The following is a 21,950-nucleotide window of genomic DNA, read 5'->3' as shown; positions in this document are numbered from 1 at the left end:
GCAAATAGCTGCGGCAACACCCCTCGCACGTATATAATGCTGACAATTCAAAGACTTAGAGCAAAGAATCATGCAGTCCCCGGATACACCTTACGTCAATATCGCCGCCTACAAATTCATCAGCTTCGACGACACCGCCGAGAAGCGCGCCGAATTTCTGGAGATTTGCCAAAAAAACAACCTGCGCGGCACCATCCTGCTCACGCCCGAGGGCATCAACATGTTCCTGGCCGGGCTGCGCCACGAGATCGACGCCTACCTGACCTGGCTGCGCGCCGATGCCCGCTTCACCGACATCATCGTCAAGGAAAGCTTCTCCGAGAAGCAGCCCTTCACCCGCATGCTGGTCAAGCTCAAGGCCGAGATCATCACGATGAAGCATCCGCTGATCAAGCCGGAAGACGGCCGCGCGCCTTTCGTCGAGCCCAAGGATCTGAAGCGCTGGCTGGACCAGGGCCATGACGATGCCGGCAAGCCGGTGGTGATGGTGGACACCCGCAACGGCTTCGAGGTCGATGTGGGCACCTTCGACAATACGGTCGACTACCGCATCAGCAAGTTCACCGAGTTTCCCCAGGTGATCGAAGACCACAAGGCCGATTTCGAGGGCAAGACCGTGGTGACCTTCTGCACCGGAGGCATCCGCTGCGAGAAGGCCGCGATCCACATGCAAAACATCGGCTACGACAGCGTCTACCAGCTCGAAGGCGGCATCCTCAAGTATTTTGAAGAAGTCGGCGGCGCGCATTACAGCGGCGACTGCTTCGTGTTCGACTACCGCACCGCGCTGAGCCCCGACCTGAAGGAAAGCCAGACCGCGCAATGCTTCGCCTGCCGCGCCGTGGTGTCGCCGCGCGAGCAGCTGTCGCCCGACTACGTGCCGGGCAAATCGTGCCCGCACTGCGCGCCCAGGCAACGCGCCGCGGCCGAGGGTGTCTCGGCGCAAGCCTGAGCCGGCTGGCTCTTCGCGCTTTTTTACCTCGGTTCAACGACGCCGGATCCCTGCGTTCGCAGGGACCCAGTGTCGTTCATCGCTCATCGTTCGCCGCGCCTCGCGACAATAAAAAAAGCCCACCTTCCGGTGGGCTTTTTTCATGCGCGCCTGCAGCAGATTACTTGCGGAACTTGGCGGCAGTCTCGGCCACGCGTGCGCCGAACAGCTTGGCGGTTTCCAGATCGCCCGGCAGCGGGCCTTCTTCCGGCGAGGAGTCCGACGGGCTTTGCGCCATCAGGCCCGAGAAGGAACCGACGAAGTTGATGTCGTTGCGTTGCGCGGCCTTACTGTTGGCCGGCATCAGGCCGGTGCCCACCCACACCATGCTGTGCTGCATGCCCAGCGTGAACAGGTAGTGCAGGGTCGACAGCTTGTCGCCGTTCATGGTCGCCGAGTTGGTGAAACCGGCGCCGATCTTGTCTTTCCACTTCTGGCTGAACCAGGGCTTGGAGGTGGCATCGGCGAACTTCTTGAACTGCCAGGACACGGTGCCCATGTAGGTCGGCGAGCCGAAGATGATGGCGTCGGCGGCGTCCAGCGTGGCCCACTCGGCGTCGGTGATGTTGCCTTCGGCGTTGATGGCGATCAGGTCGACGGTGGCGCCGGCGACGGCGGCCGCGCCGGCTTGCACGGCTTCAGCCTGCTTCTTGGTGTGACCGTAACCGGAGTGGTAGACGATGGCGACTTTGCTCATGGTGATTCCTTTTCTCTAGAGAGTGTGGATGGAGAAAGACCGCCGGTGTGATCGGTACCGGCGGGTGTTGCAACAACTTCAATACGTCTTCAACGGCTTAGTGCGGCAGGTCGAACAGCAGCACTTCAGCCTTTTCGCCGCCGCTGATCTCGACCTTGTCGATCGCGGACAGCTTCACGGCGTCGCCGCTTTCCAGCGCCTGGCCATTGACGGTGACCTTGCCGCGGGCCACGTGCACATAACCCAGGCGGCCTTGCGGCAGCGTGTAGCTGGCGCTTTGCTCGCCGTCGAACAGGCCGGCGTAGAGCTGGGCGTCCTGGTTCATGCTGACCGAACCGTCACGGCCGTCCTTGGAGGCCACCAGGCGCAGCTTGCCGTCCTTGTCGGCGGCGGTGAAGTGCGCTTCCTGATAGCCCGGCTCGGCACCGGCCTGGTCGGGCATGATCCAGATCTGCAGGAAGTGCGTGGTGCCGTCCTGCGAGTGGTTGTACTCGGAGTGGCGCACGCCGGTGCCGGCGCTCATGCGCTGCACGTCACCCGGGCGGATCACGCTGCCGTTGCCCATGCTGTCCTTGTGGGCCAGTTCGCCTTCCAGCACATAGGAGATGATCTCCATGTCGCGGTGGCCGTGGGTGCCGAAGCCCTGGCCGGCGGCCACGCGGTCTTCGTTGATCACGCGCAGCGGACCGAAGCCCATGTGCTGCGGGTCGTGGTAATCAGCGAAGGAGAAGCTGTGGAAGGAATCCAGCCAACCATGGTTGGCGTGGCCACGATCGTTCGCTTTGCGCAGTTGCATCATGTCAACACCTCTTTCTTCAAGTGACGTACGTTTCTGGATCGATTCGTACAAATTGTTTGTCGATGTCGTCACTATAGGCACTATCTTTTCCTCAGATAAGGTCTAAAATCCGTAGGGATTATTCAAAAATTTTAAACAAGTGGACCCGACGTGAACCTGACCCTGGAATCGCTGCTGATCCTCGACATGATCGACCGCAAAGGCAGCTTCGCCGCTGCCGCCGTGGCGCTGGACCGCGTACCCTCGGCACTGACCTACAGCGTGCGCAAGCTGGAGGACGACCTCGACGTATTGCTGTTCGACCGCCGCGGTCACCGCGCCCAGCTGACCCCGGCCGGCCTGCAGCTGCTGCAGGAGGGACGCCACCTGTTGCTGGCCGCCAGCGACCTGGAGCAACGCGTCAAGCGCACCGCCACCGGCCGCGAGACCGAGCTGCACATCGTCCTGAACAGCCTGATTCCCTTCGACAAGATGGTGCCCATCATCGAAGCCTTCGACCGCGAACAGTCGGGCACGCGGCTGCGCTTCACGCCCGGCGTGCTGACCGGCGCCTGGGAAAAGCTGATCGAGGGACGCGCCGACCTGGTCGTGGGCGTCACCCTCGACGGCCCGGAGGTGGTGCGCACCAGCGGACGCTTCCAGATGCAGGAGCTGGGGACGGTGGACTGGGTGTTCGTGGTCTCGCCCAAACACCCATTGGCGCAGGCCGCCGAACCGTTGTCGGCCGAGCTGGTGCGCAGTCACCGCGCGATCGCGGTGGGCGACAACAGCCAATCGCTGCCGACGCTGACCATGGGACTGCTGTCCGGCCAGGAAACCCTGACGGTAGCCACCGTGGCCGACAAGCTGGACGCCCAGCTGGCGGGCCTGGGCTGCGGCCACCTGCCGCGCATCTGGGCCGAACCGCATCTGGCCAGCGGCGCGCTGGTGGAAAAGCAGACGCTGGCCGCCAAACCCAACGACAACTTCATGGTCGCGTGGCCCAAGGCGGAACAGGGCAAGTCGCTCAAGTGGTTCATCAATTACCTGGCGCGACCCGAGGTGCGGCAGTCGCTGATCGGCCCGGTGGCGGCCCGCAGCAAGGCATGACGACCGTCACCGGCTACATCGGCCGCTTCGCGCCCTCGCCTTCCGGCCCGCTGCATGCGGGTTCGCTGGTGGCGGCGCTGGCCAGCTTCCTGGACGCGCGCGTGCATGGCGGGCGCTGGCTGCTGCGCATCGAAGACATTGACGAGACCCGCACCGTGGCAGGCGCCGCCGACGACATCATCGACACCCTGGCGGCGCTGGACATGCCCTCCGACGGCCCGGTGCTGGTGCAAAGCCGGCGCAAGGACCGCTACCAGCTGGCGCGCGACCGGCTCGGCGCACTGGCCTACCCTTGCGGCTGCAGCCGCAAGGAAATTGCCGATTCGCGCGTGGGTACCGCCAGCGACGGCGCCGCCCTTTACCCCGGCACCTGCCGCCATGGCCTGGCGCCGGGAAAAGTGGCGCGCACGCTACGCCTGCGCGTGCCCGACGCCGGCCAGGCCGGTGAACTGGTACGCTTCGACGATCGCTGGCTGGGCCGGCAGTCGCAGCACCTGGCCACCGACGTAGGCGACTTCGTGCTGCAGCGAGCCGACGGTTTCTGGGCCTATCAACTGGCGGTGGTGGTGGACGATGCCGAGCAAGGCGTGACCGATGTCGTGCGCGGCGCCGATCTGCTGGACTCGACCGCGCGCCAGATTTATCTGCAGGGCCAGCTGGATTACCCGACGCCGCGCTATCTGCACCTGCCTTTGCTGATGAACGAGGTGGGCGAGAAATTTTCCAAGCAGAACGGCGCGCAGGCGCTGGATCTGGCCCGGCCGCTGGAAGAATTGCAGCGCGCGGCCGGCTTCCTCGGGCTGGAAACGCAGGCCGCGCGCGACCGCGAGGCGTTTTGGACGCTGGCACTGGCCGGCTGGAACGCACGCTTCGGCCCCAGGCCCTGAGCCGCTCGCGCATGAAAAAAGCCCGCACGATGCGGGCTTTTTTTTTGCAACCGGAATGGCGCCGGTCAGCGCTTGGGCATACCGCCCAGCAGCGCCGCCACCTTGGGCTTGGGGCGATTGGACTTGGGTAGTTCCGGCTTGGTGGACACGACCTCTTCGGTGCTGGCCTCGTAGGGCTTCAGGAACCACGGGTCCACCTTCTCGCGACGCGACGGCGACGCGCCGCCATCACGGCTGCGGCTGCTACGTTCGCCGCCGCGATCAGCACGTTCGGTGCGCTCGCCGCGGCCGCCGCGCTCGGAACGCTCCGAGCGCTCGGCACGTTCATACCGCGCGCGCGGCGCAAAGCCGGTCAGCTCGGCGCGCTCGAACTTCTTCTTGATCAGCTTTTCGATATCGACCAGCAAGCGCTCGTCCTTGTCGCAGAACAGGGAGATGGCGTCGCCCGAGGCGCCGGCGCGGCCGGTACGGCCGATGCGGTGCACGTAGTCTTCGGCGTTGTACGGCAGGTCGTAGTTGATGACACAGGGCAGCTCGGCGATGTCCAGGCCGCGCGCGGCGACGTCGGTGGCCACCAGCACTTCGATCTGGCCCTGCTTGAACGACTCCAGCGCCGCCATGCGCTCGCCCTGGGTCTTGTCGCCGTGAATGGCGGAAGCCTTGACGCCTTCATTGACCAGCGTACGCGCCAGGCGCGAGGCGCCGATCTTGGTGTTGGAGAAGACGATCACCTGCTTCAACTCGCGCTGGCGGATGATGTAGCTGACGGCATCGGCCTTGGCCGACTCGTCGACCTTGTAGATGGTCTGGGTCACGGTCTCGGCGGTGGCGTTGCTGCGCGCCACTTCGATGGTGACCGGGTTGTTCTGGAAGCTGGCGGCCAGCTTCTTGATCTCGGGCGAGAAGGTGGCCGAGAACATCAGGTTCTGGCGCTGCTTGGGCAGCAGGTTGATGATGCGCTGCAGGTCGGGCAGAAAGCCCATGTCCAGCATACGGTCGGCCTCGTCCATCACCAGGATCTGGGTCTGGCCCAGGTTCACGGTCTTTTGCTGCACGTGGTCCAGCAGACGGCCCGGGGTGGCGATCACGATCTCGACGCCGGCGCGCAACGCCGCAGTCTGCGGCGCCATGTCGACGCCGCCGAACACCACGGTGGCGCGCAGCGGGGTGAAGCGCGAGTAGGCCTTGACGTTGTCGGCAACCTGGTCGGCCAGCTCGCGGGTCGGCGTCAGGATCAGCGCGCGCACCGGGTGACGCGCGGGCGAGGCGCTGTGGCTGGCATGCGCCAGCAGACGCTGGATGATCGGCAGCGAGAAGCCGGCGGTCTTGCCGGTACCGGTCTGCGCGGCGCCCATTACATCACGCCCTTGCAGGACCACAGGAATGGCCTGAGCCTGAATGGGGGTGGGATGAACGTAGCCTTGCTCGGCCAGCGCCTTCAGGATGTCGGGCGAGAGGCCGAAATCTTCAAAGCGGACGGCGGGTGCAGCCGGTGCTGCGGACGCGGACGTGGTGTCGGACATGGTGTATTACGAACGGTGCGACAGCGCCGCGGCAACCGCTACGGCGGCTCCGGTGCATGGGGTGCATGCGCACAGGTTCAGTTGCTTTCAGTGTTGAAGTATTACGTGAAGTATCACGCGAGGTCATACGCGGAAATCGGCCCGGTCTGCGCGGCCGCCCGCTTCGGATGATGCTACAGATGCTGACCGGGCCAGCTCCTGCCATTGCCCGGAAGCCAGCTATTATACGCCGCATCGCACCGGGCTTCATGACAGTTTGGTGTCCGGGCCAGGCCGCAGGCGACAAATGCGGCCAAAATCGGGCCGTTTGAACGCCAAACGTTGCATTTTGATCATCGATGCCAGCGCCGCTTCCTGCGATGCGGCGCCGGCCCGGGCGACCGGGAACGCCCGATCAGCCGATGGTGATGTTGATGTCCGGCAGGCCGTCGACATGGCCCTGCAGCTTGTCGCCCTTGACCACGGCGCCCACGCCTTCCGGCGTGCCGCTGAAGATCAGGTCGCCTGGGAACAGCTCCACCAGGCCGGACAGATAGGAGATGGTCTCGGCCACGCTCCAGATCAGGTCCGACAGGTCGCCCTGCTGGCGCAGTTCGCCGTTGACCTTGAGCCAGACCGCCCCCTTGTCGGGATGGCCGGATTGGGCCACCGGCACGATGGGCGCGCACGGCGCCGACTGGTCGAAGCCCTTGGCCATGTCCCAGGGGCGGCCCATCTTCTTGGCCTGCGCCTGGATGTCGCGGCGGGTCATGTCGAGGCCGACGGCATAGCCGTAGACCAGCTCCAGCGCCTTTTCCACCGGGATGTCGCGGCCGCCGCCCTTGAGCGCCACCACCATTTCGATCTCGTGATGGTAGTCGGCCGTGGCGGCCGGATACGGCACCACCGAGTCGGTCGGCACGACGGCGTCGGCCGGCTTGGTGAAGAAGAACGGCGGTTCACGGTCGGGATCGTGGCCCATCTCGCGGGCGTGGGCTGCATAGTTACGGCCCACGCAATAGATGCGGCGAACCGGGAAGGGATCGCCGCCCACGACGGCAACGGTGGACTGGGCGGGGGCAGGAATGGCGAAACTCATCGGGAAGACTCCGTAGTGGATGAAGGCCGGTCGGCCGGCCGTTTTTCTTGTGCGCCGGACGGCAGTCCTTAATGCAGCCGTGACGACGGCTCTTGCGCAGCGGACAAGTTTAAAAGAAAAGCCGTTTGCCCGCTTGGCACCTACCATGCCGCCTTGCGCTGCGCACGGGCCGAGATATAGGCGGCAATTCCGCCTGTAATCCGCTGGATAAAAGGGCGCGAATTTGGGACACTTGCGTCAGCACAACGCGCAGCCCCTCCGGCCAGGCCGGGCATGCTGCATTCACATTGCCCCAGACCAAGAACACGATATCCATGCCTCCGCAAGCAAACGCCGCCCAAGTCCTGTTGCAACAGGCACTGGCACTGCACCAGAAGGGCCAGATGGCGCCCGCCGAAGATCTCTACAAGAAGGCGCTGGCCAAGGCGCCTGAGCACTTCGAGACGAACTACCTGTACGGCATGCTCAAGCTGCATCAGGAGAAATGGGAAGACGCCGCCGAGCAGCTGGGCCGCGCCATCGAGCTCAATCCCGCGCACGTGGACACCTACTTCGACCACGCTACCGCGCTGCAGCACCTGGAGCGCCACCAGGAAGCCATCGCCACCCTGGAGCGCCTGCTCGCGCTCAAGCCCGATTTTGCCGATGCCATGGTCCTGCGCGGCAACAGCCTGCGCGCCGTCGGCCGCATCCCGGCTGCGCTGGAAAGCTACCAACAGGCGTTGGCTATCGCCCCCGACAATGCCGACGCCTGGTTCCAGCGCGGCAATGCCGAGCACCAGCAACGCAACTATCACGACGCCGCCAACAGCTACCTCTCGGCAACCGAGCTGCGCCCGGACTTCGCCGAGGCCTGGTTCAACCTGGGCAACACGCTCAAGGACGACGAGCAACTCGAGCAGGCGCTGCAGGCCTATGACCAGGCGTTGACGATCGCGCCCGACTTTGCCCAGGCGCTGAGCAACCGCGGCTATACCCTGTTCCTGCTGAAGCGCTCCGAAGAGGCGCTGGAAAGCTACGAGCGCGCCGCCGCGCTGGACGATACTTCTTCCGACCTGTGGTTCAACCGCGGCTCGACGCTGGAAGCGCTGCAACGCTTCGACGAGGCCATCGCCAGCTACCAGCGCGCGCAGCAGCTCGACCCGGACTCGGCTTCGCCGCACTGGAACGAAGGCCTCACGCAACTGCTGATGGGCGACTTCGCCAGCGGCTGGCAAAAGTACGAATGGCGCTGGTCCACCGAACAGATGCGCGACTACGAGCGCCGCTTCCCGCAACCGCTCTGGCTGGGCAAGGAGCCGCTGCAAGGCAAGGCGATCCTGCTGCACGCCGAACAAGGCTATGGCGACACCCTGCAGTTCGCCCGCTTCGCCCCCATCCTGGCCGACCAGGGCGCACGGGTGATCCTGGAAGTGCAACCCGAGCTCAAGAGCCTGATGGCCAATCTGCCCGGCGTGTACCAGGTGATCTCGAGCAAGGACTTCCCGCGCCCGCAGTTCGATTACCACTGCCCGATGATGAGCCTGCCGCTGGCCTGCGGCATGACCAGCGAAGACGACATCCCGCGCGCGCCCTATCTGGCGGCCGAACCCAAGAAGTGGGCTGAATGGTATCGCCGCCTGCCGCAAAACCGTGCGCTGCGTGTGGGCCTGGTGTGGTCGGGCAACCCGCGCGCCAACAATCCCGCCGCCAACCGCATCGACTCGCTGCGCTCCACCGACTTCGAGACGCTGGCGCCGCTGGTCGAACTGGCGCGCGACCAGGGCGGCGTGGAATTCTATTCGCTGCAAGTGGGCGACAAGGCCGCCGGCCAGCTGCAACGCCATCCGCTGGCCGCCTATGTGAAGGACCATTCGTCCGAGCTGCGCGACTTCTCCGAGACGGCCGGCCTGATCGCCAACCTTGACCTGGTGATCACCGTCGATACAGCGGTGTGCCACCTGGCCGGCGCCATCGGCAAGCCGGTCTGGCTGCTCAACCGCTTCAACACCTGCTGGCGCTGGCAGCTGGAACGCACCGACACGCCGTGGTACCAGAACTTCACGATCTTCCGCCAAAGCGCACCGGGCGACTGGAGCGAGGTCGTGGCGCAGATGCGCGAGGCGCTGGCGGCACACCTGGCCGGCGAGTAAGCCTGCACGGCTGAGCAAACGGATTGCCCCGCCCGGGCAATCCGTTTTTTTTGCCCGGCGCCGGCGATTGCCGGGACCGCCAAGCTCATCCATGGCGCATCACGCCGGAACCTGGCCCGCCCGACTGCCTCATAGCATGTAGGGAAGCTTCACCAATCCGCCCATCCCTGACTACAACACGGCCGGCCGCGCCACGCGGCGACGGCCGGCAACGATAAAAGGACAACAGGCATGCAGACCGGAGAACTCAACAGCTCGACCATTCACACCGGCGGCGCCGATCATGCCGACGGCCCACGTCTGCTGGCCGACATCGGCGGCACCAATGCGCGCTTCGCGCTGGAACCGGGTCCGGGTCGGATCGAACAGATCAAGACGCTCGCCGCGGCCGACTACAAGCAATTCACCGACGCCGTGCAGGCCTACCTGCAACAGGCCGGACAACCGCCGGTGCGGCACGCGGTGGTCGCCATCGCCAATCCGGTGCAGGGCGACCAGATCAAGATGACCAACCACGACTGGGCCTTCTCGATCGAGGCCTCGCGCCAGCTGCTGGGCCTGGAGACGCTGCTGGTGGTCAACGACTTCACGGCGCTGTCGATGGCGGTACCGCAGCTCAAACCCGCCAACCTGTGGCAGATCGGCGGCGGCGAAGCCGAGCCGCAACAGCCGATCGGACTTGTCGGCGCCGGCACCGGGCTGGGCGTGGGTGGCTTGGTGTATGGCGACGGTCGTTGGCTGCCGCTGGCCAGCGAAGGCGGCCACGTGGCTTTCGCTCCGGCAGATGCGCGCGAGGCGGCGGTGCTGCAATACGGCTGGCAGACCTATGAACATCTGTCGGCCGAGCGGCTGGTTTCCGGCCCCGGGCTGGAAATGATTCACCGCGCCCTGCTGGCCATCGACGGCCACCCGGCGCAAGAGCTGAAGGCCGCGCAGATCGTCGAGCGCGGCCTCAAGCACGACGATGCGCTGTGCAAGGAAAGCATCGATCTCTTCTGCAGCATGCTGGGCACGGTCGCAGCCGACCTCGCCCTGACGCTCGGCTCGCGCGGCGGCATCTATATCGGCGGCGGCGTGGTGCCGCACCTGGGCGAATACTTTGCGCACTCGCCCTTCCGCGCGCGCTTTGAGAACAAGGGCCGCATGTCGGCGCTGACCAAGAAGATCCCCACCTATGTGATCACCGCCGAGTATCCGGCCTTCATCGGCGTGTCCGCCATTCTGGACGAAAAGCTGGGCAGCGCCGGCGGCGTGCCCATCCTGGAGCGCATCCGCCGCCTGCGTCCCGCCTTCTCTCCGGCCGAGGAGCGCGTGGCGGCGCTGGTGCTGGCGCATCCACGCGTGGTGTCGGCCGAGCCGATCTCCGAAATCGCGCGGCGCGCCCAGGTCAGCCAGCCGACGGTGATTCGCTTTTGCCGCACGCTGGGCTGCGAGGGACTGGCCGACTTCAAGTTGAAGCTGGCCTCCGGCGTGACCGGCAATCTGCCGGTGTCGCATAGCCCGGTACAAGAGGACGATGCGCCGCTGGATCTCGCGGCCAAGGTGGCCGACAACACCATCGCCGCCATCATGGAGCTGCGCGACACCATCAACGCCGACACGCTGGCGCGGGTGGTGGAAGAGCTGCGCCGGGCCGCGCGCGTGGAGCTCTACGGCTTCGGCAGCTGCGGCACTGTGGCCGAGGATGCGCAGCAAAAACTGTTCAGCCTGGGCATGGCCTGCGGCGCCTACGTCGATCCGCAATTACAGGAAGTGTCGGCCTCGCGCCTGAAGGCGGGCGACCTGGCGCTGTTCATTTCGGACTCCGGCAAGCTGGGCCACCTGTCGCGCACGATGGAGCTGGCGCTGGCATCAGGCGCTACCGTGGTAGCGCTGGCGCCGGCGCAATCGCAGCTGGCCCGACGCGCGCATCACGCGCTGGCGGTGGAGCATGACGAAGATGCGGCGACCCAGATGCCGATGCTCTCGCGCACGCTGTTCTTGCTGGTGGTGGATATGCTGGTGGTGAGCCTGTCGCTGTCGCGCGAGGCGAAAGCCTGAACGGATGCCGCGGGCAATACGGGATGCGGGCATGCGGGAACTACAGGCAATGCGGGGGAATTCTTGCGAGAACTTCGGAAGAAAGAAAATAGAGGCGAGCCTTGTCTGCGGCACTTGCGGGAAATGGCTGTGGCTGCTTCGTTCCCGACCTGACCAGGTTGACCATGCCACAATGCGCAGGGGCCCGCCGGCGCGAATTGTACCGCACTTCGGCCCCACCCTGCCAGCGAATTCAAAAACCGATCCGCCCGACAATGAAAAAGCCGCGCAATTGTTTATACAATTTGCGCGGCTTTTTTTGCCCTGAACAGGCGACGCTAACTCAGATGCCCAGCTGTTGCCAGATGTCGTCGACACGCTTTTTCACGTCGTCGCTCATCGCGATCGGGGTGCCCCATTCGCGGTTGGTTTCGCCCGGCCACTTGTTGGTGGCGTCGATGCCCATCTTGCTGCCCAGGCCGCTGATGGGCGAGGCGAAGTCGAGATAGTCGATCGGCGTGTTGTCCACCAGGACCGTATCGCGCACCGGATCCACACGCGTGGTGATGGCCCAGATCACTTCCTTCCAGTCGCGGATGTCGACATCCTCATCCACCACCACGATGAACTTGGTGTACATGAACTGACGCAGGAAACTCCACACCCCGAACATCACGCGCTTGGCGTGGCCGGCGTAGGACTTCTTCATCTGCACCACCGCCATGCGATAGCTGCAGCCTTCCGGCGGCAAGTAGAAATCGGTGATCTCGGAGAACTGCTTCTGCAGCAGCGGCACGAACACTTCGTTCAGCGCCACGCCCAGCACCGCCGGCTCGTCCGGCGGTTTGCCGGTGTAAGTCGAGTGGTAGATCGGGTCGCGCCGCATGGTGATGCGGTCGATGGTGAACACCGGGAACCAGTCCTGCTCGTTGTAGTAACCGGTGTGGTCGCCATAGGGACCTTCCAGCGCATGCTCGTAACCGGACGGATGATTTTCATCCGGGTAGATATGCCCTTCCAGCACGATTTCGGCCGAAGCCGGCACTCGCAGCTCGCTGCCCATGGCCTTGACCAGTTCGGTGCGGCTGCCGCGCAGGAGGCCGGCGAACTGATACTCCGACAGGCTGTCCGGCACCGGCGTCACCGCGCCTAATATAGTAGCGGGGTCAGCGCCCAGGGCCACGGCCACCGGATACGGCTGGCCCGGGTTGGCAATGCAGTGCTCGCGGAAATCCAGCGCGCCGCCGCGATGCGCAAGCCAGCGCATGATGACCTTGTTCGGGCCCAGCACTTGCTGGCGATAGATGCCCAGGTTCTGGCGCTTCTTGTTCGGCCCCTTGGTGATCACCAGGCCCCATGTAATAAGAGGCGCGATGTCGCCCGGCCAGCAATGCTGAATCGGCAGACGCGACAAGTCGACATCCTTGCCTTCCCACACTACCTCCTGGCACGGCGCCGAACTGCGCTCCTTGGGCGCCATATCCCACAGCGACTTGACCATCGATCCCAGGCCCAGCACGTCCTTGATACCCTTGGGCGGCTCCGGCTCTTTCAGCTTTGCCAACAGGTGGCCGATGCGGCGCAGCTCGCCGATATCTTCAGCGCCCATGCCCAGCGCGACTCGGCGCGGAGTGCCGAAAAGATTCGCCAGAACCGGGATATTTTTCTCGTCGACGCGCTCAAAAAGGAGCGCCGGACCTTCTGCCCGGAGGGTGCGATCGCAGATCTCGGTCATCTCCAGATGAGAAGAAACCGGGATGGATACGCGCTTCAGCTCACCCTTTTGTTGCAACTGAGAAATAAAATCGCGCAAATCCGTGTATTTCATACTTTTTAACAAATTTCTTTTTGCATCACAGCCGGATCAGGTATCCCCGGCAAACGCTTGATTCTATTGATTTTTGAAGAAAGGCCACGACCAAAATGAGACACAAAAGTTATAAAGATCGATCTAAATAGTATTGACTCGATATAAAGTGGCTTCTACAATGCGCGCACCCTGATCGAAGGGGACGAGCTTCACGGAGCTCATCGAGGCTTGAAATAACCATAACAAGCCGCAAGGTATCCAGGGACACGGGGTCCCAGCAACTCAAGAAGTGCATCCAAGGCGTCAGCCTTACTCCCCGAAACACTGTCATCCGACGGCATGGCCAGCAGGCCTCGCGGATGGCCTTGCCGTAACGCCTTGCGACGGTAACGTAATAGATTGCAGCGATGTCAGTCCAGCAACCCGGTCTTCACTTCTTGGCCGGTAAGCCCTGTATTTGCCGCAATAACGCAGGAGGTTCAATGTCCAACCAAGCTACCGAGGCGCCTTTAGAGGGCGCCCCGCAGATGGTTCGCCGCGCCGCGTTCCCGAGCTCATCCGGTAACGCCCGCATTGGTCAATTTTTCAGCGTCGCCCACCGTGCACTGACGGTACTCGGCGTCGCCGCCCTGTTTGTACTGGGCCTGATGTTCTTCAATCCGGACCTGGCCGACAAGCTGATCAGCATGTCGCCCTTCTCCGACTCGACGGATGAAATGGCCGCCGACGCGCCGGAAACCCCGCCGCTGGCCCAACTGATGTCGCCCGCGACCGCAGTGACCACCGTCCCGGTGATCGCCGGCGCTGCCGCTGCCGCCTCGGTGCCGGCCATCTCCGCGCAGGCGATGTCGCCGGAAGAGCGTCAGCTGCTGGGCACGCCGCGCCAGCAAAAGCTGGTCACCGAATGGCTGGCCAAGCGCTATCGCGTGGCCAGCGACGCGGCCGACATGCTGGTCTCGGCCGCCTACCTGACGGCGCGCGACATCAAGCTGGATCCGCTGCTGATCCTGTCGGTGATCGCCATCGAGTCGCGCTTCAATCCCTTCGCCGAAAGCCCGATGGGCGCGCAGGGTCTGATGCAGGTGATGTCCAAGGTGCACCATGACAAATTCCAGGAACTGGGTGGCATCAAGGCGGCCCTGAATCCGGTGGCCAACATCCGCGTCGGTTCGCAGATCCTGAAGGAATACGTCACCCGCGGCGGATCCGTCGAGGCCGGCCTGAAGACCTACGTCGGCGCGGCTGAAATGGCCAACGACGGTGGTTACGGCGTGAAGGTGCTGTCCGAGTACCAGAACCTGAAGCAGGTCGCGATGGGCAAGAACATCTCCATCTACACCACGGCCACCATCAAACTGCCGCCGGCAGCCCCGGCAGTCTCGGCTACCGCCGAACAGCCCAAGCCGGCCACCAACAATGTAGCCTCGGCGGCCAAGCCGAAGGCGGAAGAACAACTCGCTGCTTTATGAGCGTGTTGCGATTGAATATTACCGGTATTCAAAACGCAAAAAAGGAGCCTTCGGGCTCCTTTTTCTTTTTGCGGCTTGCCGAGGCTTACACCTGAAAGCCTTTACCACCAAGGCTTTCAGGCGGCCTTGCGTTTGTCGAAGAAGACCTTCAGACGCGCCACCGCCTCCTGCAGATTTTCCATCGAGGTCGCATATGAGAGGCGGATGTAGCCGCGCGCGGTGAAAGGACCGAAGTCCAGTCCCGGCACCAGCACCACGCCGGCCTCGTTCAACATATCGAGGGTCAGCTGGTCGGCATCGTCGGACAGCGCGCTGCAATCGGCGTAAACATAGAACGCGCCGTCCGGCACCACCGGCACCGTAAAACCCAGGCTTTCCAGCGCCGGCACGATGTAGTCGCGACGACGCTTGAACTCGGCCTTGCGCTCTTCGTAAATCGCGATCGACTCCGGCGAGAAACACGCCACGCCTGCGTGCTGCGCGATCGAGGAAGCGCAGATGAACAGGTTCTGCGCCAGCTTCTCGATCTGCGGTACCAGCGCCGGCGGCAGGACCAGCCAACCCAGGCGCCAGCCCGTCATGTTGAAGTACTTGGAGAAGCTGTTGATCACCACCACGTCCTCGCCCAGCGACAACGCCGAGAACGGCTCGCCTTCGTACGACAGGCCCTGGTAGATCTCATCGACGATGGTGAAGCCGCCATGCTCGCGCACTTCGCCAACGATGGCGCGCAGCTCCTCGGGCAGGATGGAGGTGCCGGTCGGATTGGACGGCGACGCCAGCAGCACGCCGCGCGTGGCCGGCGACCATTGCTCGCGCACCATCTGCGCCGACAGCTGGAAGCGATGCTCGGGGCCGCTGGCGATCAGCTTGGCCTGTCCTTCGAATGCCGCCACGAAATGGCGGTTGCAGGGATAGCAGGGATCGGGCATCAGCACTTGCGCACCCTTCTCCACCAGCGCCGCACAGGCCAGCAACAAGGCAGCCGAGGCGCCGGCGGTGACCACGATGCGCTCAGGCCCGATCGTCAGGCCGTAGACGCGGAGGTAGTGGTCCGAGATTGCCTGGCGCAGCTGCGGCAAGCCGGTGGCGGAGGTGTATTGCATCTTGCCGTCGGCCATGGCGCGCGTGGCGGCTTCCACCACTGCCGGCGGCGCGGTGAAATCAGGCTCGCCGATCCCCATGTGGATAATATGACGGCCCTGCTGTTCCAGCGCGGCGGCTTTCTTGGCCAGCTCCATGACGTGGAAGGGCGCGATGTTCTGCAGACGGGAGGCGAGTTCGTTCAGGTTCATGGGCGAATCCGGACACTGGTGGCGGCAGGCGCGCGAACGGCGCTGCGCGGTAAAGGAGTGATGGATCGCGTGTTGCCGGACAACGCGGTAAGCCGCGACGCCGGCAAGCAGCGATCCGCAGCGGCCGCCATCGATTCCGATGCGGCCGCCCGAGGCCCCGCTCAGCGGCGGCCGGCCTCGACTTCGGTGCTGCGCGCCTGCGCGGCGAAACGGTCCAGCACGCCGTTGACGTACTTGTGGCCGTCGATGCCGCCGAAGGACTTGGTCAGTTCCACGGCTTCGTTGATCACCACCTTGTAGGGGATCTCGATGTGGTTCTGCAGCTCATAGGCGCCAATCAGCAGCGCGGCGTGCTCCACCGGCGACAGTTCCTTGATCGGACGGTCGATCAGCGGCGTCAGGCTGGCGCGCAGGGCCTCGGCGTCACGGATGGCACCGGAGAGCAGCGTATCGAAATGCTCGGCGTCAGCCTTATCGAAACCGTGGGCTTCGCGGATGTTGGCTTCGATGGCGCCGGTATCCTCGTGGTTGAGCAGCCACTGGTACAAGCCCTGCAACGCGAACTCGCGCGCGCGGTGACGCGGGGTGCGGTTCTTGTTCGAATTGGCGTGTTGAGATTTGTTCGACATGATGAATGCGGCCTGAGCCTTAAACTTTACTTGGGTAAAAAGCGGAAGCGGCAACGCCGCCGCGCCCGGGACAACGGGCGCGGCAGTGGCGATTACTCTTCTTCGGTGGCTTGCGCCAGTTCTTCCAGGGCGATGGACAGGTTGGCCATCTCGACGGCCACGCGTGCGGCATCGGCGCCCTTCTCGGCCATGCGCACTTCGGCCTGTTCGTCGTTCTCGGTGGTGAGCACGGCGTTGGCGATGGGCAGGCCGAAATCCAGGCCGATGCGGGTGATGCCGGCGCCGGATTCGTTGGAGACCAGCTCGAAGTGATAGGTCTCGCCGCGGATCACCGCGCCCAGCGCGATCAGCGCGTCGAACTGATCGGTCTCGGCCATCTTCTGCAGCGCCAGCGGGATTTCCAGCGCGCCCGGCACGGTCACGTGCAGGATGTCCTCGTCGGACACGCCGAGGTGTTTCAGCTCGGCGAGGCAGGCGGCCAGCAGGCCGTGGCAGACGTCTTCGTTGAAGCGCGCCTGCACGATGCCGATGCGCAAGCTTTCGCCATTCAGATCTGCTTCAAATGTTCCAATGGTCATGGCTGTTCCTTATTGATGATTGACTTGCGTGATTGCCGGTCGAATTGGGTTCAAACGTCGCTGCGCGCCTGGTAGCCGGTGACTTCCAGCTGGAAGCCGGCCATCGACGGCATCTTGCGCGGGCTGGCCAGGAGCTTCATCTTGCATACGCCGAGATCCTTCAGGATCTGCGCGCCGATACCGTAGGTGCGCAGGTCCATGCGGTCAGCGCGCGCCGGCTTGGCGGCGGCGGGCGTGCCGACCTTGTTCAGCGCGCCGAACTGATCGAACATCTGCTGCGCCGATTCCTCGCAGTTGAGCAGCACGATCACGCCGCTGGGCGCGTCCTGCACCGCCTTCATGGCGGCAGCCAGGTTCCACGAATGAGTGGTGACTTCGGATTCCAGCAGATCCAGGATGGACACCGGCTGGTGCACGCGCACCAGGGTTTCCTGGCCGGGCTGGATGTCGCCGCGCACCAGCGCCAGGTGGGCGCCACCGGACGGCGTGTCGCGGTAGGCGACGGCCTTGAAGCTGCCGTGCACGGTCTGCATCTCGCGCTCGGCGACGCGCTCGATGATGCTCTCGTTGCGGCTACGGTAGTGAATCAGGTCGGCAATGGTGCCGATCTTCAGCTGGTGCTTGTCGGCGAACTCCATCAGATCCGGCAGGCGCGCCATGGTGCCGTCTTCCTTCAGGATCTCGCAGATCACCGAGGCCGGGGTCAGGCCGGCCATGGCGGTCAGGTCGCAGCCGGCTTCAGTGTGGCCGGCGCGCATCAGCACGCCGCCCTTCTGGGCGCGCAGCGGGAAGATGTGGCCCGGGTTCACCAGGTCGGACGGCTTGGCGCTGCGCGAGGCGGCCACCTGCACGGTGCGTGCGCGGTCGGCGGCGGAGATGCCGGTGGTCACGCCTTCGGCAGCTTCGATCGATACCGTGAAGTTGGTGCCGAACTGGGTGCCGTTGCGGGACGCCATCATGGGCAGGTCGAGCTGGTCGCAGTGTTCTTCGGTGAGCGTCAGGCACACCAGGCCGCGCGCATGCGTGACCATGAAATTGATCGCCTCGGGCGTGACGAAATCGGTGGCCAGCACCAGGTCACCCTCGTTTTCGCGGTCTTCCTCGTCGACCAGGATCACCATGCGTCCGGCACGGAGTTCGGCGACGATTTCTTCTGTTGTTGCGAGTGGCATATGATTTTCTTTTCCCATTTGGAACCCGCTATTTTAAAGGATTGCGGGAGTCCACACCCAGCCTGCGGCGCGCTTTGCAGGGTTTTATTGATCCAGTGTCGCCAGCGAGACGGCCTGCGTGCGCGCCAGCGCTTCCTGCAGTAGCGCCGGGTCGCCCAGGGCCAGCTTCTTCGAGTCCGACAGGACCTGGCGGAAAGCGCGCGCGCCGGGCACCCCGGCCAAGAGGCCCAGCATATGGCGGGTGATGCTGTTCAGGCGCAGGCCGCGGCCATTGTCGCCGTGCAACTCCAGCTGGCGCTTGATGTAAGGCAACATGGCTGCGATCACGTCTTCGCGGCTGGGATCCAAGCCGCCGTCCCAATCGCCGTAATAACGCGCGTCGAAGCCGGCCATCAGGTAGGGGTTGTGATACGCCTCGCGGCCCAGCATGACGCCGTCCACGTGCTGCAGATGCTCGTCGATCTCGGCCACGGTCTTGATGCCGCCGTTGATCAGGATCTCCAGATCCGGAAAGTCTTTCTTGAGCTGGTAGGCGTAGTGGTACTTCAGTGGCGGGATCTCGCGGTTCTCCTTGGGGCTCAGGCCCTTCAGGATGGCGTTGCGGGCATGCACGATGAAGGTATGGCAACCGGCATCGGCGATCTTGCCGACGAAGTCGCGCACAAAGTCGTAGGACTCTACGCTGTCGATGCCGATGCGGTGCTTGACCGTGACGTCGATGGACACCGCGTCGCGCATGGCCTTGACGCAGTCGGCCACGAGTTCCGGCTCGCCCATCAGACAGGCGCCGAACGCGCCCTTCTGCACGCGCTCCGAGGGGCAACCGCAGTTCAGGTTGATCTCGTCGTAACCCCACTGCTCGCCCAGCTTCGCGCCTTGCGCCAGGTCGGCCGGCTCGCTGCCGCCCAGCTGCAGCGCCACCGGGTGCTCCTCGTCATTAAAGTCGAGGTGGCGCGGCACGTCGCCATGCAGCAACGCGCCGGTGGTCACCATCTCGGTGTACAGCCAGGTATGGCGCGTGATCTGACGATGGAAGACGCGGCAATGCCGGTCGGTCCAGTCCATCATGGGGGCGACGCTCAGGGTGCGCGGGGGCAAAGGTTTCTTCATGTGCTGGCGAAATCGTGAATCTGTAAATCGTTTCCGCTTGATGCTGGCCTCGCGGATGAGGCGGATGCCAAAAAGACATCCGAACGAAAGGCATCCCGGACATATCGGCCGATGATGCCCGATATTGCCGGCGAAGCTAAGTCGTGCGCATGCACAGCCTGTACCCAGTGTCGGCGATGGCAGCCGGCGCGACAAGACGGACAAGGCGGCCATGACGCAAATAGAAAGCCCGCAAGGCTTTCGCGTTGCGGGCTGGTGTCCCCTCTATCCTCTGTGAGATAGGATTTTTATACAGCGGACACGATTCTGCACCACAATCCCGCAGGCGTCATTTCGCAATGCACAAAAATAGTGCCTCCGCGAAATTTGCCGAGAAAGTCCACCCCTCACGCTATCATCGCCTAGGAATCCGGCGCATCGCCTGCTGTAAGCTTATCCAGCGCAAATGCCGATAAAAACGGCACTTCAAACGATTCGACAAAAAAAAAGCCCACAACCGAGGTTGCGGGCTTGAATCCAATTCTTTAGGAGGAAATTGGAGGAGACAGGTGTAACTATATGGCAGCGCATCATAGCTGTCTGCTTTATTGTGCTGATATCTGATATTCACCACAAACATATCAACACACGCCGGCACCCATCTCCATGGCGGCCCACCCGAGGGGGTAGCCGCCCTTCCCGCATTACATCGCTTCTTCGCGCGATGCCTTCTTACGCTCGTGCTCCTTCAGGTGACGCTTGCGCAGGCGAATGCTCTTCGGCGTCACTTCGACCAGTTCGTCGTCCTCGATGAACTCGACCGCGTATTCCAGCGACAGCTCGATCGGCGGCACCAGGCGCACCGCTTCGTCGGTGCCGGAGGCGCGCACGTTGGTCAGCTGCTTGCCCTTGATCGGGTTCACGACCAGGTCGTTGTCGCGCGAGTGGATGCCGATGATCATGCCTTCGTACACCGGGTCGTTGTGGCTGACAAACATGCGGCCGCGGTCTTGCAGCTTCCACAGCGCGTAGGCCACGGCAGCGCCGTCGTCCTGGGAGATCAGCACGCCGTTGCGACGGCCCGCCAGTTCACCCTTGGTGGTGTCGACCGGCTTGTAGTCATCGAACACGTGGCTCATCAGGCCGGTGCCGCGGGTCAGGGTCATGAATTCGCCCTGGAAGCCGATCAGGCCACGCGCCGGGATGTGGTATTCCAGGCGCACACGGCCCTTGCCGTCCGGTTCCATGTTCTGCAGGTCGCCGCGACGACGGCCCAGTTCTTCCATCACGCCGCCCTGGTTGGCTTCCTCGACGTCGACGGTCAGGTTTTCGTACGGCTCTTCGCGCACGCCGTCGACCATACGGAACACCACGCGCGGACGCGAAACGGCCAGTTCGAAGCCTTCACGGCGCATGTTTTCAATCAGGATGGTCAGGTGCAGCTCACCGCGGCCCGACACTTCGTAGGTCGAGTCGTCGTTCTCAGCCTGCACAACGCGCAGCGCCATGTTGGACTTCAATTCCTTTTCCAGTCGGTCGCGGATCTGTCGGGTGGTGACGAACTTGCCTTCGCGGCCGGCCAGCGGCGAAGTGTTGACCATGAAGTTCATGGTCAGGGTCGGTTCGTCGACCTTCAGCATCGGCAGGCCGTTGGGGGCGTCCGGTGCGCAGATGGTGGAGCCGATACCGATTTCTTCGATACCGTTGATCAGCACGATGTCGCCGGCCAGGGCTTCGTCAACCAGCACGCGCTCCAGGCCCTTGAAGGTCAGCACCTGGTTGATGCGAGCCTTGGTCGGCTTGTCTTGCGGACCGTTCATCCAGACCACGTCCTGACCGCCCTTGATGCGGCCGGCCAGGATACGGCCGACGCCGATCTTGCCGACGTAGGACGAGTATTCCAGCGAAGTGATCTGCAGTTGCAGCGGAGCGTTCGGATCGTCTTCACGCGCCGGCACGTACTTCAGGATGGCGTCGAACAGGGGTTCCATGTTGCCGCCGCGCACGTCGGCGTCCAGGCCGGCGTAACCGTTCAGGCCCGACGCGTAGATCACCGGGAAGTCCAGCTGTTCTTCGGTGGCGCCCAGCTTGTCGAACAGTTCGAAGGTGGCGTTGATGGCCCACTCCGGACGCGCGCCCGGACGGTCGATCTTGTTGAGCACGACGATCGGCTTCAGGCCCAGCGCCAGCGCCTTGCGGGTCACGAAGCGGGTCTGCGGCATCGGACCTTCCTGCGCATCGACCAGCAGCAGCACGCTGTCGACCATCGACAGCACGCGCTCGACCTCACCGCCGAAGTCGGCGTGGCCCGGGGTGTCGACGATGTTGATGTGGGTGCCCTTATACTCGACCGCGCAGTTCTTCGACAGGATGGTGATGCCGCGTTCCTTTTCGATGTCGTTCGAGTCCATCACGCGGTTGTCCACTTGCTGGTTGTCGCGGAAGGTGCCGGACTGGCGCAGCAGCTGGTCGACCAGGGTGGTTTTGCCGTGGTCAACGTGGGCGATGATGGCGATGTTGCGAATTGCGCGGATATTGTTTGACATGGTGAATGTGGGTTGGAAGCCGATTCTCGGAAGGCGCGCATTATAGCATGTTGCGACGCATGAAATTTGAAAAAACCTGTATTTTCAACGGCTTGCTGCCGCTTTGGTGTGGCGTTAAAGACCACACCGGCTAAAGCTCTGTCCCTG

17 protein-coding genes and 1 other RNA gene are annotated in these 21,950 nt (G+C 63.8%); 6 read left to right on the top strand and 12 right to left on the bottom strand.

The features are described from left to right. Nucleotides 1–70: 70 nt before the first annotated feature. On the top strand, nt 71–952 hold the full coding sequence (locus tag J8I26_RS06105) for a sulfurtransferase (RefSeq protein WP_209605175.1): 882 nt from the start codon (nt 71–73) through the stop codon (nt 950–952). Nucleotides 953–1,112: 160 nt separating this feature from the next. On the opposite strand, the gene J8I26_RS06100 is transcribed toward J8I26_RS06105, so the two are convergent. Beyond that, nucleotides 1,113–1,688 (bottom strand): NAD(P)H-dependent oxidoreductase, encoded by a 576-nt coding sequence (locus J8I26_RS06100; protein ID WP_209605173.1) that lies wholly within the window; start codon nt 1,686–1,688, stop codon nt 1,113–1,115. Between the two features lie 97 nt (nt 1,689–1,785). After that, nucleotides 1,786–2,487, bottom strand: coding sequence for a pirin family protein (locus J8I26_RS06095; protein WP_209605171.1), 702 nt, complete (start codon nt 2,485–2,487; stop codon nt 1,786–1,788). 150 nt (nt 2,488–2,637) lie between these two features. Between J8I26_RS06095 and J8I26_RS06090 the strand changes: the two genes are divergently transcribed. Both J8I26_RS06090 and gluQRS read left to right on the top strand, forming a co-directional pair. Further along, nucleotides 2,638–3,576 carry a LysR substrate-binding domain-containing protein gene (locus J8I26_RS06090; protein WP_209605169.1) on the top strand — a complete coding sequence of 313 codons (939 nt, stop codon included), beginning with the start codon at nt 2,638–2,640 and terminating at the stop codon, nt 3,574–3,576. Next, nucleotides 3,573–4,463 (top strand): tRNA glutamyl-Q(34) synthetase GluQRS, encoded by an 891-nt coding sequence (gluQRS, locus tag J8I26_RS06085; RefSeq protein WP_209605168.1) that lies wholly within the window; start codon nt 3,573–3,575, stop codon nt 4,461–4,463. Before J8I26_RS06090 ends, gluQRS begins: the two co-directional genes overlap by 4 nt. Before the next feature lie 65 nt (nt 4,464–4,528). Here gluQRS and J8I26_RS06080 read toward each other — a convergent pair whose 3' ends face one another. Continuing rightward, nucleotides 4,529–5,986 carry a DEAD/DEAH box helicase gene (locus J8I26_RS06080; RefSeq protein WP_209605165.1) on the bottom strand — a complete coding sequence of 486 codons (1,458 nt, stop codon included), beginning with the start codon at nt 5,984–5,986 and terminating at the stop codon, nt 4,529–4,531. Nucleotides 5,987–6,380: 394 nt separating this feature from the next. Beyond that, a complete protein-coding gene (locus J8I26_RS06075) occupies nt 6,381–7,064 on the bottom strand; it encodes a fumarylacetoacetate hydrolase family protein (RefSeq protein WP_209605164.1) in 684 nt (227 codons plus the stop codon). A 314-nt stretch (nt 7,065–7,378) separates the two neighbouring features. Between J8I26_RS06075 and J8I26_RS06070 the strand changes: the two genes are divergently transcribed. Then, on the top strand, nt 7,379–9,196 hold the full coding sequence (locus J8I26_RS06070; protein ID WP_209605162.1) for a tetratricopeptide repeat protein: 1,818 nt from the start codon (nt 7,379–7,381) through the stop codon (nt 9,194–9,196). A gap of 231 nt (nt 9,197–9,427) precedes the next feature. Beyond that, nucleotides 9,428–11,236, top strand: coding sequence for a glucokinase (locus J8I26_RS06065; RefSeq protein ID WP_209605160.1), 1,809 nt, complete (start codon nt 9,428–9,430; stop codon nt 11,234–11,236). Nucleotides 11,237–11,326: 90 nt separating this feature from the next. Here the strand turns inward: J8I26_RS06065 and ffs are convergent. Together ffs and ubiD are read right to left on the bottom strand one after the other, a co-directional pair. Next, nucleotides 11,327–11,425: signal recognition particle sRNA small type (gene ffs, locus J8I26_RS06060), an RNA gene on the bottom strand. Between the two features lie 133 nt (nt 11,426–11,558). Beyond that, complete coding sequence (ubiD, locus tag J8I26_RS06055; protein ID WP_209605158.1) at nt 11,559–13,043, bottom strand: 4-hydroxy-3-polyprenylbenzoate decarboxylase; 1,485 nt, start codon at nt 13,041–13,043, stop codon at nt 11,559–11,561. Nucleotides 13,044–13,507: 464 nt separating this feature from the next. Between ubiD and J8I26_RS06050 the strand changes: the two genes are divergently transcribed. Further along, nucleotides 13,508–14,494, top strand: coding sequence for a lytic transglycosylase domain-containing protein (locus tag J8I26_RS06050; RefSeq protein WP_209605156.1), 987 nt, complete (start codon nt 13,508–13,510; stop codon nt 14,492–14,494). Nucleotides 14,495–14,610: 116 nt separating this feature from the next. On the opposite strand, the gene J8I26_RS06045 is transcribed toward J8I26_RS06050, so the two are convergent. From J8I26_RS06045 to typA, 6 genes are all read right to left on the bottom strand, one after another. Then, a complete protein-coding gene (locus J8I26_RS06045; RefSeq protein WP_209605154.1) occupies nt 14,611–15,789 on the bottom strand; it encodes a pyridoxal phosphate-dependent aminotransferase in 1,179 nt (392 codons plus the stop codon). A gap of 161 nt (nt 15,790–15,950) precedes the next feature. Then, complete coding sequence (gene nusB, locus J8I26_RS06040; protein WP_209605152.1) at nt 15,951–16,418, bottom strand: transcription antitermination factor NusB; 468 nt, start codon at nt 16,416–16,418, stop codon at nt 15,951–15,953. A gap of 92 nt (nt 16,419–16,510) precedes the next feature. Continuing rightward, nucleotides 16,511–16,996: a 6,7-dimethyl-8-ribityllumazine synthase gene (gene ribH / locus J8I26_RS06035; RefSeq protein ID WP_209605151.1), complete on the bottom strand. Its 486-nt coding sequence runs from the start codon at nt 16,994–16,996 to the stop codon at nt 16,511–16,513. A 50-nt stretch (nt 16,997–17,046) separates the two neighbouring features. Next, nucleotides 17,047–18,168 carry a bifunctional 3,4-dihydroxy-2-butanone-4-phosphate synthase/GTP cyclohydrolase II gene (ribBA, locus tag J8I26_RS06030; RefSeq protein ID WP_209605149.1) on the bottom strand — a complete coding sequence of 374 codons (1,122 nt, stop codon included), beginning with the start codon at nt 18,166–18,168 and terminating at the stop codon, nt 17,047–17,049. A gap of 84 nt (nt 18,169–18,252) precedes the next feature. After that, nucleotides 18,253–19,278 carry a tRNA dihydrouridine(20/20a) synthase DusA gene (gene dusA, locus J8I26_RS06025; RefSeq protein ID WP_209605147.1) on the bottom strand — a complete coding sequence of 342 codons (1,026 nt, stop codon included), beginning with the start codon at nt 19,276–19,278 and terminating at the stop codon, nt 18,253–18,255. A gap of 683 nt (nt 19,279–19,961) precedes the next feature. Beyond that, the gene (gene typA / locus J8I26_RS06020) at nt 19,962–21,803 is read right to left on the bottom strand and encodes a translational GTPase TypA (RefSeq protein ID WP_209605145.1); all 1,842 of its coding nucleotides are present in this window, start codon (nt 21,801–21,803) and stop codon (nt 19,962–19,964) included. Nucleotides 21,804–21,950 lie beyond the last annotated feature (147 nt).

It is taken from the genome of Herbaspirillum sp. LeCh32-8 (assembly GCF_017814915.1).
Classification (GTDB): Bacteria; Pseudomonadota; Gammaproteobacteria; order Burkholderiales; family Burkholderiaceae_D; genus Herbaspirillum.
Note: the sequence above shows the minus strand (reverse complement) of the source record. Positions and strands in the feature narration are given on the sequence as shown.